9 protein-coding genes are annotated in these 14,521 nt (G+C 49.8%); 2 read left to right on the top strand and 7 right to left on the bottom strand.

From position 1 onward, the window contains the following. The 6 genes from ACR0AW_RS20855 to ACR0AW_RS20830 form a co-directional block, all read right to left on the bottom strand. Window positions 1-3,095, bottom strand: a 3,095-nt coding sequence (locus ACR0AW_RS20855; RefSeq protein WP_480776509.1) for an Ig-like domain-containing protein, incomplete at its 3' end; no start/stop codon positions are given. Window positions 3,096-3,536: 441 nt separating this feature from the next. Beyond that, a complete protein-coding gene (locus tag ACR0AW_RS20850) occupies window positions 3,537-4,931 on the bottom strand; it encodes a mannose-1-phosphate guanylyltransferase/mannose-6-phosphate isomerase (RefSeq protein WP_170734217.1) in 1,395 nt (464 codons plus the stop codon). 54 nt (window positions 4,932-4,985) lie between these two features. After that, on the bottom strand, window positions 4,986-5,816 hold the full coding sequence (locus ACR0AW_RS20845; RefSeq protein ID WP_170734216.1) for a CpsD/CapB family tyrosine-protein kinase: 831 nt from the start codon (window positions 5,814-5,816) through the stop codon (window positions 4,986-4,988). Between the two features lie 41 nt (window positions 5,817-5,857). Then, complete coding sequence (locus tag ACR0AW_RS20840) at window positions 5,858-7,381, bottom strand: lipopolysaccharide biosynthesis (protein ID WP_170734215.1); 1,524 nt, start codon at window positions 7,379-7,381, stop codon at window positions 5,858-5,860. 52 nt (window positions 7,382-7,433) lie between these two features. Further along, window positions 7,434-8,375: an ExeA family protein gene (locus ACR0AW_RS20835; RefSeq protein ID WP_480439598.1), complete on the bottom strand. Its 942-nt coding sequence runs from the start codon at window positions 8,373-8,375 to the stop codon at window positions 7,434-7,436. A 347-nt stretch (window positions 8,376-8,722) separates the two neighbouring features. Next, window positions 8,723-9,934 (bottom strand): glycosyltransferase family 4 protein, encoded by a 1,212-nt coding sequence (locus ACR0AW_RS20830; protein ID WP_480439596.1) that lies wholly within the window; start codon window positions 9,932-9,934, stop codon window positions 8,723-8,725. A 629-nt stretch (window positions 9,935-10,563) separates the two neighbouring features. Here ACR0AW_RS20830 and ACR0AW_RS20825 point away from each other — a divergent pair. Continuing rightward, window positions 10,564-11,262 (top strand): VPLPA-CTERM sorting domain-containing protein, encoded by a 699-nt coding sequence (locus tag ACR0AW_RS20825; protein ID WP_480439594.1) that lies wholly within the window; start codon window positions 10,564-10,566, stop codon window positions 11,260-11,262. A 187-nt stretch (window positions 11,263-11,449) separates the two neighbouring features. Further along, window positions 11,450-11,626 carry a hypothetical protein gene (locus ACR0AW_RS20820; protein WP_170734214.1) on the top strand — a complete coding sequence of 59 codons (177 nt, stop codon included), beginning with the start codon at window positions 11,450-11,452 and terminating at the stop codon, window positions 11,624-11,626. 104 nt (window positions 11,627-11,730) lie between these two features. Here ACR0AW_RS20820 and ACR0AW_RS20815 read toward each other — a convergent pair whose 3' ends face one another. Beyond that, the gene (locus ACR0AW_RS20815; protein WP_170734213.1) at window positions 11,731-14,124 is read right to left on the bottom strand and encodes a right-handed parallel beta-helix repeat-containing protein; all 2,394 of its coding nucleotides are present in this window, start codon (window positions 14,122-14,124) and stop codon (window positions 11,731-11,733) included. Window positions 14,125-14,521 lie beyond the last annotated feature (397 nt).

Below are 14,521 nucleotides of genomic sequence, written 5' to 3'. Positions count from 1 at the left end.
TCGCTGTCATTGGCCAGCAGGTCCGCAGCAGCATCGATCACAAGCGCCGCGCCCACCGGTGTCACCAGCCCGTCATCCACCGCATCAGGTGCAAAGTTGACAGGCGTGTATGAACCATCTTCATCAGTGATCGGATTGGCTGTGTTCTCGAAGTAATCCACCTGCGCGGTGTAGCCTGTGGCAGAGCCGGTGTTGCCGGCAAAGACGCCGGTTTGGGTCACAGTCAGCTCATGGGTGAAGCTGCCTGCAGTCACCCATGTGGCGCCATCCACTGAATACTCCATGGCCCAGGTGTCATCGGTGCGTGTCACCCGCAAGTATGGTGCGGTACCACCCGGGATCGTCGTCCGGAAAGCCTGGCTGGAATCGCCGTCCACGGTGATCCCTGCAAACACATAAAGCTTGCTGCCGTCCGAATAGGTATCAAACCGCAGCCAATTGTCGGCGTCCTGCTCGACCAACAGACCTTGAAGCTGATACCGGTCCGTCGGAGTTGTCAGAAAGCGGGTCTCGATCTGGAAATCGGTATCGGCCGTCGCCTGCATCGCGCGGGCGCCGTTATTTGAATCCCAGACATCATAGGACCCGTCCGGGGTCACCAGTTCCAGATAGGCATCCGTCGCATTGACACCCAATGCATGAGAAATACCCACAGGGCCCTGAATGGACCACGCGGCCCCCAGCACGTTCGAAGCGAAGTCGTCCGATACGATACCGCTCTGCGGCGGCGGGGTCGTGTCATTTACCGTGACGGTGACTGTGGCGGTATCGGTCTCGGTGCCATCGGAGATTGTGTAGTCGAAGCTGTCGGTGCCGCTGAAGCCCGCGTTTGGAGTATATGTATAGGTTCCGTTGCCGTTGTCTGTCAGGGTTCCGTTGGCAGGCTGCGTCACGCCGGTCAGGGTCAGTGCATCCCCGTTCGGATCGCTGTCATTGGCCAGCAGGTCCGCAGCAGCATCGATCACAAGCGCCGCGCCCACCGGTGTCACCAGCCCGTCATCCACCGCATCAGGTGAAAGGTCGACTGGTAAAATCGTGCCATCTTCATCAGTGATCGGATTGGCTGTGTTCTCGAAGTAATCCACCTGCGCGGTGTAGCCTGGTGTGAAGCCGTTTTTCGACGCACTGCCTGCAAAGACGCCGACCTGAGAAACCATCATCGCGTGATCTATTTCCAGAGCAGTACTCCAGTTCAGACCATCATTCGAAGTTTCGAAAGTCCAGCTATCCCCAACGCGGGAAATTCTAAAGTCGGTCACGCTACCGTAAGGAATTCCCTGGAACAGTCGATAGTCGGTCGATCCATTCTCAACGACTCCGACTATTAACCTGAGAACCGAATTCGATGTGAAGGCGATGTCGAACCGGATAAAATTGTTATCATCTTGAACAACAAGAAGACCATGTTCCTGAAAGGTTTGGCTGGGCTCCGTCAGGAAACCGGCTTGAATCTGAAAATCATCATCCGCAGCATCCTGTAGAACACGTGGTGTCGTCAGAAAATCTGAAGCACTTACAGGAGTGTCTGCAGGCGACACGATAGTAAGGAAGCCGTCTGTGGGGGTGGCATCAAGATAAGCATTGCCTGCTATGCCGGAAAATGCCCAGTCTGCGGCAAGAGACCCTCCTGCAAAATCATCCGAAATAATTTCTCCAGGGGCAGGTGTTGAGCCGTCAAGAACATTGATGTCTATCGTTGCGGTATCTGTGAGTGCCCCATCGGAGACCTCAATAGTCAACTGGCGATAGGGCTCGGCGATAGGGTCGAGAATACCAGGATCTAAAAGCGTGATCACACCGGTAGCTGTGATCGCAAAAGCTCCGTCATCGTTGCCCGCAATAATCTGGTAGGTCAACGTGTCGCCATCGGCATCCGACGCTGAAACCGTGCCCACAACGCTGCCTATGGACGCTGTGTCCCTGGCGATGAAGGCCGCATTATCTGCGACAGGAGTATCATTCACGGGATCGACCGTAATAGTCACAGTTGCCGTATCGCTTCCGCCGCGGCCATCTACAACTTCGTAAGTAAACGAGTCCTCGCCAGCAAAGTTTAGGTCCGGAATGTAACTGAAGCTTCCATCTGGACTGAGCGTCAAACTACCGTTGGCTGGGCCAGTTACAACCGTTGGTGTGAGTACGTCGCCATCAGAGTCGCCATCATTGGCGAGGAGGCCCGCAGCAGCAGCAACGTTTAAAGTGGTGTCCTCATTCGTCGTATAGGCATCGTCCGAAGTGACAGGCGCTGTATTGTTGGGATCAGCCACCGTAATTGATACACTTCCAACGCTTTGCCCCCCCTGCCCATCACTGATTGTATAGCTAAAACTGTCAGCCCCAACATAGCCGGAATCCGGGGTGTATATATAAGTCCCATCACCATTGTCACTTAACGTACCGTTGGCCGGTTGTGTGATGCTAAGCAGGTTGATCGAATCCCCATCCGGATCGCTATCATTATTCAAGAGATCAGCCGCGCCACTGATTAACAAAGGTGTATCAAGTGTAGCCAGCAATGAGTCATCGCCAGCCACAGGAGCATCGTTCAACGCTTCTGTGCTTAAATTTGCGATTTCTGCAGCATCAAGGGCGGTATCGTAGATTTCAGCACTAACTATCGTGCCATCAAAACCATCACGTAGTTTGTTGGCTACGCCGTTACCGCTGGCCCATTGATTTGCGCCAATTACGATCGGCTCTTCGTTACCCACCAGACCGCCAGTGTATGGATCACTGGCTTGTTCAATGCCGTCCACATAGACAACTATGCCCTCGGCGCCGAAGGTTACGGCCAAATGATACATTTGACCAGGTTCGATCAGGGCTCCTGTTTCAACTGTGTATGTTTCTGTCTGATCCTGAAAACGGACAACAACCTGCCCGTCCTCAATAAAGACTCCTACATGGCCACCATTATCGTAGCCGCTGGAATCCTTCGAAAGCAAAGACCGTCGACCATCCACCGCATCCGCCGTGAAAGTAAAGCCGAGTGTTCCTTCAGCTAATAAATATGAAGGATCATGCGCTAAAACCACCGCATTCGATACATTGCCATCAAAATCGTGTGGTCCGCTTTCCAACAACGGCGTAGACATCTTTACCCCCTAAAAACCATACAAACACTGGCTGCCGCCAAATCTTACATCACCTGCGCTGATATTCAGCGACCTTCCACACAGTTATTGTAATAATCCTGATGCGTTTCCGCGCTTCTAACACTGAAGCTTCAGCCGCCCCAAGCAACTTTTTCAAAGTATGTATTAGGACACAAATTGTACTAATTGACATTTCTCATCACCCAACAACCATTTAACAGCACCCTTAGAGCAACGTGTTTGAAGATACGCCCTCTAAACATCTGCCTACTATAACACAGTTTGGCAGTTCTCTGCAGCCAAGCTCACCATATGCTTTATTATATGATATCTCACTTCACACAGGCGTGATGCTTACCCAAGCCAGTCAACCGCATAGGACGCTCACGAAGCCAGGCATATTTTTGTGCATTCGCAGACCGTAAAAACTACCTCACTATATTAGGTGCGATTATAAACATCTTCATAACGCACTATGTCATCCTCACCCAAATAGGCACCTGTCTGCACCTCGATAAGATACATGGGAAGTTTCCCTGGGTTTTCCATTCGGTGAACCGCGCCCAGAGGAACGTAAATATTCTCATTTTCTGATAGCAGCCTAACGTCGTCACCTACCGTAACCCGCGCGGTACCAGCGACCACCACCCAATGCTCGGCTCGATGGTGATGGCTTTGCAAACTGAGAATTCCACCGGGTTTCACCATGATACGTTTGACTTGGAAACGATCTCCCAAACAAAGCGTCTCATACCACCCCCAAGGCCTATGGAACCGCGGATATTCAGCAGCTTGAGCCACCCCCTGATGTTGGAGCGCGACGACAGTCTCCCCCACATCCGTCGCACAATCCATGTCAGCAACCAGGACTGCATCACGGGTTGCAACAGCCGCAATGTTTTTAAGTCCTAATCCGACCAACCGGACGCTATCTTCCTCACTGCGCAACAGGGTATTTTCACAGTTAACAGCGGTTGCCGTACCCATACAGGTGACACCATTTTCATCCGACGGCATGATGTCATGCACACGCTCCCACCCCTCCAGATCAGACCAGTCTGTTTCCAGCTGGACGGCTACAGTATTGTCGGCGGTTTCCAATATCGCGCCCTCGATCGAAGCGACTGGAAGACTTTCATAGCTTTCATTGTCTAGGCACAAGGCATCAAGATCGTAACGGCCTCGCTCCAAAGCCTGACGACACAGATCGACCAATTCTGGAGCATATGTTTGAAAGGCTTTGATAATGTCATCAACACGAAACAGATACGTACCGGTGTTTGCCAAAACATGTAAGGCTGCTTCGGGATTTGACAGCCCGTTAAACCCGGTCACTTTAAGCGCACGCCCTGGCTCTGCCTGACCCTCCAATTCCATATGATCAACATCAGACGCTAATCCGCCAAACCTGGCTCCGATCACCACCAGCGCTCTGTTCTGGGCCGCACTTGCCGCCAACATGACGGTCTGACAAAAAGAAACGTCATCTGAAACCTTGCGATCAGATTGGCAGATCAACATCAACGCATCGGGGGTTTTCTCGATACTCAATGCAGCAATAAGAATTGACGATGCAGTTCCCCGCGGCACTGGCTCTAGTAAGGTGCGTTGCGGGACTATTCCCAACTGTTTCGTTTGGTCTTCAACCAAGAAACGGCACTCTTGATCGGCAATAAGCAAAGGGCTTGTGAATTGGGGTCCGGAAACACGTCGAAGGGTATTTTGAAAAAGGCTATTCCGTCCGTCCAGTTCGACAAACTGCTTGGCATGAGATAGCCGTGAGCTTGGCCAAAGCGCTGCTCCCGTTGCACTGCACAAAATGACCGGAATAATCACTACTGTCTCCTCGATACCAACATTCGTTACAGTTAAAATATTCCGTCAAGCTGCCTAGCTGTGCCCGTACCCATACCCATACGCCCCTTCCGCGTAGTGGGTTTTATTTAGAACAACGCCCATCACATTCGTCAGTTCTGCAAGCTGGCGTTCAGCAAAATCAGCTTGCTCTATGGTCGTACGATCTGCTTCAACCAACAAAATGGCGCAATCGGCATTCCCAAGAAATCCGAAATTGTCATCAACTTCCATCAAGGGGGGCATGTCTAAAAGCATGATATCCGGTTTGAAGTTATCTTCGAGAGCTTCCAGCACCTCGGAGGTTTTACCACTTTGCAAAATCTCTGCGGCATTACGGACAGTTTTGCTGTTGAACCCAAGCGCCAGGTTTTTACCAAGACGCTGCCCATGCTTTGAAAAGGGTATTGTACCCTGCAGCACATCACCCATTGTATGTGTACAATTCTGATCAAGTATTTTCCTCAATCCGCCATGCCGCAGATCAAGGTCCAACACCATGGTACGTAAATCGGACTGGCGCTCAAAACTGAAGGCAAGGTTCGCCGCTATAGTGCTTTTTCCACATGCACTATGAGGTGAAACCAGAGCAATTCGTTTCCAACTGTTTAGTCTGCATTGCTGTAAGATGCGTGTGCGCAGCATATCAAAAGGCACGGCTGCCGCCCCCTGAGAACTCGCAACAAGGCGGTTCCGAGCTATAATATGCGGAGACACGGTGACCTCCGCCAAACTTTCCCAAAGCTCCCCCGCTGCTTGATCCGTGGTTTTACCCTGCGCTCTTTCTTGCTCAACAACGTGTTGAGGCTGTTTTATTTTCTGGCGCTGTTCGCGGGCCTTCTCTATGGCAGCCTGCAGTTTTTCCATTGATCATCACCCTTTCCGATCAGAGCTTCTCAGGCCGCTGATCACCATCGCACGCCGATCTTGTCCATGACCTGGTCAGCAATCAGATCCAACGGCTGATAGTAAGTATGAAGTGCGTAAACCCCGACAGACACACTAACCAAAATGACGGTAAGCAAAGCCCCTTTTAATCCACGCCTGCGCCATTTCTCACCAGGTGTCGTGATATACGGAATTGTTGCTAGCGGGGTGATCCCGAGATGGGTCGTCAAATCTTCTGGCCGTCTGACTGAGCGGTTGAGCAGCTCTAGCAGGATTACTAAGCCCAGGCCCACCAAAATACCCATAAAGCTACCACCGCCGGCGATCATAGCCCTGTTAGGCTTTGATGGCTTGCTTGGAACAACAGGCGGTTCAATAATTGATACACGCTGCCCTTGCGCGGTCACCTCTATACGTTCACCTGTGCTGGCCCGTGACAACCGATCAACTGCTAAATTGTATTGCTGCTGAATATTGTCCCGATCTTGGGTCAATTCTTCAACTCGAATCGCAGTAGCAGGCGTGCGATTGATCTTAGTGGTCAGCTGTTCCAATTGGGTTTGAACTGATTGCTTCTGCTCATTCAGTACGCTGATACGGGATGCAAGTTCGGCCAGTTGTGCATCCAAAAAGGTATTACCGGTGGCCTCCCCCTGAGCTTCCAAGGGGAGAACTGTCTGTTCCAGTTCAGTAATGCGGGCTCTAAGTAGTTTCACACGTGGATTTTCTTCCGAATATAAAACCAGGGCTTCATTAAGCTGGCGCCGGAGACCTTCCAATTGCTGACTTTCCAAAGACTGTGCTGCTCCAGAATATCCGCCCACACGCCCCGTGGCTTCAAATACTAAAACAAGGTTTTGCCTTTGGTCTGTCAGTCCGATGATTTCGCGATCAAGCTGTGCTAAACGTTCCTGAAGAAGCGTTTGCCTGCTGAGCTTGTAGTCCAGGCTCTCCGGTAAGACGTCCGAGTTTTCGGTCTTAAACGCAAGAAGATAGGCATTGCGCTCGGCCAGTTCCTCACTCAATCGCGATACTTCTTGTTCAAAAAATTCGAGTGTTTGTGATGCCCGGCCAGTGCGAGATTCCACATCTTCCTGCTGAATAAGGCTCAAATACTCGTTGAGCACGCCAGCTGCTATCGAACCCGATCTTGCTTCGAATTCAACTTGCATCAACGGGACCGGATCACGCCGCCCGCTAGCACGTACTGTTGTACGCGCCCGCATAGCCTCGACAATCCTGTCAGGTGTCATATCTGAAATATCCGCGAAGACATTCTGATCGTTGGCTATTTCCAGCAAGTTGGCGCGAGTCAGCAACCGTTGCTCCAGAATTTCAAGCTGCTGTTGGGCTGGGGTTCGAACTGTAGACGCCGCAAGTTCGTCAGGAATCCTGGGTGCCTCGATAATCAACTTCATTTCCGAAACATAGGCTGGCGGTAAAGAGTATGCGACAATGATCGAAGCTGCACTAATCACTGTGGCGACCAGCACAAAAACCGGCAAACGCCGCGAAAATATCGACCAATAGTACTTAATATCCACGTTCAGCCTTTCCGCCGCGAGATAGCCTGCAACAGATTGAAAACTTGTATGATCATCCCGTCTTTTCCTCCGGGGGCACGCGTTCATTTTTTCCGAGTTTCAGCACCTTAAATTCCTGCTTTTGTTCGCCTGCAGGTAGCGACAAACCACCAAAGAAGACGCCATCATCCAATACTGCCTGCACGGCCTTTTCAGAGACCTCTGCAACACCGTCACTCCACGTGTATAACATAGCAAATTCACAAAGCTGGTTCACCAGCCGTGGAATACCTGCAGTTGCGCGATGGACCAGATCGCACGCTTTCTCCGAGAACTCTTCCCCGGTGCCTCCCGCAACTTTCAATCGGTGCGAGATGTAATCTCCAACGGTTGCGCGATTCATGCCTGGAAGGTGGAAGCTGGCGGCTACTCTCTGGGCAAGCTGACGCATATTGGGATCCAAAACCATGTCTCGCAATTCAGGTTGCCCTACCAGCACCAGTTGTATCAGTTCATCCTTATTTGAATTTACGTTGGTGAGCATGCGCAGTTCTTCCAAACCTTCGCGAGACAGATTCTGCGCTTCATCGAAAATTAGAACCACGCGACGGCCCGCCGCATACTCGGAAACCAGAAATTCCTGCAGCTTCTGGAAAAGTTGTATATAAGGTGCACGAGGGTTGGCCTGAACGTCCAACGCGTTCAGAACCCACTGCAACATCTCGCCACGCCCACGCTGGGCATTTGAAATCAGCCCAGTGGTGGTATCGTCGTCCATCTGACTCAGCAATTTCTGAATAAGAGTCGTTTTTCCCGATCCTATTTCACCTGTGATCAGGGTGATCGGTGCGCGCGATAAAAGGCCGAACTCCAGAACCATAAAGGCGCGCTTATGCGGCTCTGACCAAAACAAGAAGCTTGGATCAGGCAAGAGGGTAAAAGGTCGCTCGGTTAACCCAAAATGCTCAACATAAAGATCACTTGAACTCATACGCCTGACAACTTTTTCAACCAACAAAACCTAATATAGGGATAGCGCGCGGCATGCGCTGCACATCATAGAAAAATTGCTCTTCATACCTTGCAACGCCTAAGTGGTACATATGCTGCACAATTGTAGCAATATCGGCTCTACCCGCCTACCCTGGGCAAACTCTCTTCAAACCACTTTCTCTTTAGTTGGAGATTCCATGGCCAACATTAAAGAGATAGGCGTCAAGGCACATCGATTTGAGTTAATATTTTGTTTCCAATTTTGATCTAAAGCACTCTTGGCGCCCGATTGTCCCTGAAATCGAAGAGACAGACAACCCACCTCTGAGAACGAATCGCACACCTCAAGCGTGATTACGGCTCGGGTATTCAGGCAATCCGAGATTCTTCAATCTTCCGAAAGGCGCGATCATACGCGGCCAGAAGATGTGACACAGAATGTTCCCAGCTAAGTGCGTTTAGCACCCTTTGCCGCCCCTTACGTCCCATCTCACGCCCTTCCTCCCGATGCTCAATGAGCCACGCAACCTGAGTAGCAAAATCCTCGGGATCGTTGGCGCTCGCATAAAGAGATGCATTCGCAGCCGACGCGCGACCTTCTTCAAGGTCAAATTGAACCACCGGTTTCTCCAGCGTCATATACTCCATAACTTTATTCATTGTCGAAATGTTGTTCATCGGGTTTTTGGGGTCCGGGCTGACACCAATATCTATGCTATTCAACACCCGTAACAAATCATCCCCATATAGAGCGCCGGTGAACGTAAAATACTTGTCTAACTCGTGCTCGCTTACGTCTCGTTGCACTTCAGAAAGATGCGGACCAAAACCTACAATCATGAAATGGACATCATCAAAGCCCAACTCGCGGATCAAATGTGCAGCTGCAGCCACAAGCAAATCCATACCTTCTTGCTGACCAATGACACCAACATAACCGATAAGTGTCCCGGCTTTTGCTCGAATCTCCGTATCCGCCGGGCCCAGCTTGAATTTCTCGATTTTTGGGGCCGAACGCACAATAAACACATCTTCTGGTGCCATGCCCCCACGCTGTATCGCTATGTCGCGAAAGCTCTGGTTGGTTGCGATGGACACGTCCGCAGTACGAAATGTCTGACGCTCAAGAAACAACATAGCCTGATAAAGAGGGCCTTTTTTGTTAAACTTTGCTTCGAATAACTCAGGACAAACATCGTGGTGATCGAACAAATACCGCACGCCTCGCCGCCGATATCGCAACGCCAGAAGGAATATTAGATCCGGGGGGTTGCACCCGTGGATCAAATCGAACCCACGTTCGGTCCAGATCTGATCTGCAAGGCGGAACATATGCCACAGCGCTGAACCCCATTCGCGCGCATAGGCAAAAGCACCTGTATGCGCTTCCGGCGGCTCGGGATATCGGTGGATGTGTACCCCCTCAAGCTCTTCATATTCTTTATCCCAACCCCGTCCGGTTGGGCAGATCACGCTAACCTGATAGCCGTTGGTCACCAACGCTGTTGCCTCCAACCAAACCCGACGATCTAAAGGAACAGGAAGATTTTCCACTACAATCAGGACTTTGCGTGCACTCACGTGGCGCCGTCCTTTTCGTTCATCTTGTTGCATTTTTATTCGCTTGAGCTGACTTTCAACAGAATCCAAACTAAAATCAGTCTCCCCAAAGTAAACACGTTAAGCAGCGTTCAGTGAAATCACGCAAATATTTGCATCCACAATTTGCCCAAGTAAACCGCAGAAAATCCAGATATATCCAACTAAATACCGCTTAGGGCACTGGGCGCTCTAAGTGAAAATCTGCGAACCCGGTCCGATCGGTGAAAATATCCTTCATATCTGACAGCAAAAAAGTCTCTTGGCACAATGTCTCGTAAGAGGCATTTTTGTCTCCATTTTGGCGACAAAAATTCGAGGGCTGTGTCATCGATAGCGAGAGGGCATACCACTACTAAATACGTTGCGCCAACAAGGTAAGCCTCTTAAATCATGCTATATTTCGGAAACCTCCGTAATAAAAATACTCTCGTTGCTGCCAATCTTTCAAACGTGCTGTTGATAGTCATTTGTAAAAATATGTCAAAATTAAGAAAATTCTTCCGAAAGAACGAGGAACCGGATACACTATCTATGAGTGTGTCGTAAGCGAGCCCTATGTTGCTTGCGGAACGTTATTTGTTGCCTAGTTGGTACGGGGTGATCTTAGGATGAAAATTAAGAAAATTTTAGTCGCAGCGGTGGTCGCCGCAGCTACGCTTGGTGGACCTGTCTCTGCCCTCACTTTCACAATGAATGGACCAGCAGCAGGGAGCTATGAGAGCGTCCGGCTCAACGTTTCTGGTTTTCAGCCCGGCAGTGTTTCATCAGGGGCTTTTAGTTTGACTGATACGACGACCCCAAACAGCGTGTTTGGGAATTTTGTTGCATTTTGTCTGGATTTGGCCGCCCGGTCTCCACGTGGAAGCGATAACTATTATTCTATAACGAGCAATCCGTTCACAAGAGGAATAGCCTTGGCAAGCGGTGCGCTGAGCAGAATCCAAGCAATCTTTGACGCAAATTATAGTGAAGCTTTGGCAACAGGTGACTCCAAAACGTCTGCTGCATTTCAAGTTGCGCTCTGGAATGCAGTTTATGATGATGACTATGATGTTGGTACAGGCTCATTCCAAGCATCAAATAATGCAGATGTTGTTTCCCTGGCAAATCAGTACTTAACAGCAGCCAGCAATTATGGCGGTGACCAGAAGTGGGACCTTAGCTACCTTCAAAACGAAAATAGATATCGGGACCGCCGCCAGAACTTGGTCACTGCTTCGCCTGTGCCCCTTCCTGCTGCGGGCTTAATGTTGATAGGTGCTTTGGGCGGGTTGGCCTTAGTACGCAGACGGCGTCAGATGGCATAAAGCCCATATAGAGATGTACGATAATTACGAAGGGTCGCTTTTGAAGCGGCCCTTTTATTTATTGTGGTGAGGTATTGAAACTCTCAGTTTGACATTTTTTGACACATTTTCTTATTAGATTTTTAGTAGAGTTACTCTACTTTAAGGTGTTAAGCCGACAAACTTAAGTCCAATGAGGAGATGTGATATGGGAGTTCTCGTACTAGCCGCTCTGACGGGTAGTGTCGCAGCGCTTCTGATGTTGCTCTCTGGCTTCGGACTGTTGTCTGCAATACTTGTCTATTTCCTTGCGGGTATTTCCAGCTTCTTTGTAATTGCTCTTCCTATGGCAATACTATGTATCTTTCGTAAGCTGCGAGCCTAATAATAGTCTAACCCCACTATAACGATCTGTTTTTTAATGCCTTTCCCTGCCAAAAAGCCGCCGGGAAACCCCGGCGGCTTTTGGTTCTACTCTATGACCTATCCTCAAAGGATCATGTCACCGCTATCAACGATGGGCAGGACCTCATCATAAATAGCAACTTCGGTCATTGTGCCATTAAAGGCTTGGGTCACTGCGTCCCCACCATTGGAACTGGCCCATCCAAGACCACCAAGCTGCAGATTCTGCTGGTTGCCGGACAGGTCAAAGTCAAAGTCCTTAGTAGCCACTAGCTCTCCGTTCACAGCCAAGCCTATTTTGCCGTCTCCGAACCAAGTCTGAACTTCATAGTCCTCATTGGCTTGCAGGTCTTCGAAGGTTAAATAAGCATCACTGTCTTCATCTTGGAAACGCAGAACCAGATCGTCCCCTTTAAGCATAACTGACAGGTGATTGCCGCCGCCGGCGTAATATTTAGCGTCTTTGGACAACAGACCCTGAGTACCTTTCAGGTCATCTGCGTTGAAGATAAATGCAATTGTGCCTTCCTCCAACTCGAGATCTGAATCGTGCTCCAAGTTAACGATACTACTTTTCTTACCATTGAATTCGACTTCTGCCGTTTCAAAAACAGTATTTGCGTCACCCTCAGCAACCGGTGTTTCCGGTTCGGTAACCGGTGTTTCCGGTTCGGTAACCGGTGTTTCGGGTTCACTCGGAGCGTCCGGTTGTGGAACCGGGTTTTCGTCTGGTAGCGGCTGAGCATTTTGGATCAAATCTTGTATCTGATCAGGTTCCCACACACCCTCCACGACGACGACGTCAGAAATTTCCCCGTCGAAGGCGTTGCGGAAGCCGGCTTGGCCAGATTGGCTTGCCCACCCCAATGCTCCGATCTGGAAATGCTCGACATTGCTTTCCCATGACATTTCGAAATCGGCTGAGTGGACTTGTTCACCATCCAACCAGACACCAACTTCACCGTTCCCAAATGAGATCTGAAGATCATAGTCTGTATTCGCTTTGATCCCACCAATACGCGCGATCTCATCTCCAGAACCATCCTGAAAACGTACGATTAGAGTCCCATTTTGGATATAAGCGACCAGGTGATTGCCGCCACCGCCGTAGTAGCTTGCATCTTTGGACACCAGACCCATTGTGCCGGAAACGGTGTCTGCGTTGAAGCTGAGCGCAACAGTGCCCGCATCAAGGGCCAAATCACTGCTATGGGCCACTTCGACAACATCAGCTGTGTTGCTGAAGCCCTTGGTTCCCACCATGCTGAAAGCTGCACCCTCGATCTGATCAAACTCGATCTGGCCTTGGTCGAAACTGTCTTCTGCGTTGTCGTTTGTGCCTTCGTCTACTCCATCACCCTTGTTAGCATCTGGAACTGCCGGGGTCGGATCAACCGGAGTTGGATCGCTAGGCTCCGGTACATAAGGCGTACCATCAAGCAACTCCATCAACCGGTCATAGGCCCCAGTGGTCTCTGCTACACTACCTGGGATCGGTCTAAGGTCCTCAAGCGTTACACCAAGCCCCTTATCCGCATTCACAAACAGATCATTGTAGTAGTTTACATCGCTCGGATCATCGTATTGTGCGACTACGTTCGATCCCGAGAAGCCGCCATTGTAGCTTGTGGTAATATTGTTCTGAACCGTTGCGCCATCGGGAACGATAATTGCCGCAGCTTTATGACCTTTGAATGGTGTGGACAGCAACGTGTTATCTCGAACAACAATCCCGCTGCCATCGGAAATCACAATCGCATTTATTTTCCCAGAATAAATAATATTCTGTTCAATCAGAATGTTGTTGTAGGTTGAGTCTGCCAAAAAGATTCCTTGCGGCCGCTCTGTTGTCTGTGCAAGGAACAGATTTCCTCGAATTACAACATCAGATGCCGAGCCCTGGAACTGGAGAAAATCTGAATGAGTGTCGGAATTTGGATAGGTATGGCCGCCGCCAGTATTGTTTTCAAACAGAGCGCCCTGGACGCCCCCAAACTTATAATAGTCTGAGTGCACATAATCGACGTAATTTTCATTTACCGTCACATTCTTAGTAGAAAATGTCGAAATACCTACATCCAGATCATGCACATAGTTATTGGTTACGGTAATATCACTCGATTCCTTAGTATATATACCGTAAGTGCCACTAGTCGGCCCATCTCCGACAATTTCAGAGTTGACGACTTCAATGTTATCACTGTTATAGATATCAACCAGTCGCCCGCTTGATTGAGGTCCTTTATCAACAACTAAACCATCAATGCGGATATGACTCGAATTGTTGAAGTCGATAGTCTGCAGTACGGCTTTATTGTCAGGATCAGCTGAGCGCAATGTGACATAATCGTTGAACTTCACATTGCTCAAATCAATAGATCCGTAATTACCCGACTCAAGAAGTACAACATCACCGCCTTTGGCCGACGATAGCGCCGTCATCAATTCAGATGCACTTGAAACATAGATCTCATTCATAGCGTATCTTGCTCTCTTCATTAGCCATCACGCATCCCCATGAGCGCACCTTGGCCTGTCCAACCTCAATAAAGCGGCGTCTGACACTTGGTCATTTACCCGCTTATCCTCGTGTGGGAGAAAAACTGACTTCCATGTGCATCCCCAACACATGGAAAACTTTTTACCTGCAGAAATTTATGAACACTTCTTATCCCGCCTTGCTGCAGTGCCTTTCTCATTGCCGCTCATTCGGCAACAAACTTGGGATCGCATAACAATTGGATCCAAATACGGCAACTTGTAGGCACCCAGAAGGCGCTATTCTGAGCAAGGACCTGCCAAGTTTATAGTGTAGCAAGAAGATTTTTGCCGACTGGACAACAAAGGCACGGCCACCTCTAAGTCTGGGCAAACC

The organism is Ruegeria sp. C5 (genome assembly GCF_056537605.1).
This window is presented reverse-complemented; position numbering and strand designations above follow the sequence as displayed.

Bases quoted from the DNA above. Each gene is read 5' to 3' on its own strand.
- ACR0AW_RS20815 (WP_170734213.1), bottom strand. From the start codon at position 14,124: ATGAATGAGATCTATGTTTCAAGTGCATCTGAATTGATGACGGCGCTA.
- ACR0AW_RS20820 (WP_170734214.1), top strand. From the start codon at position 11,450: ATGGGAGTTCTCGTACTAGCCGCTCTGACGGGTAGTGTCGCAGCGCTT.
- ACR0AW_RS20825 (WP_480439594.1), top strand. From the start codon at position 10,564: ATGAAAATTAAGAAAATTTTAGTCGCAGCGGTGGTCGCCGCAGCTACG.
- ACR0AW_RS20845 (WP_170734216.1), bottom strand. From the start codon at position 5,816: ATGGAAAAACTGCAGGCTGCCATAGAGAAGGCCCGCGAACAGCGCCAG.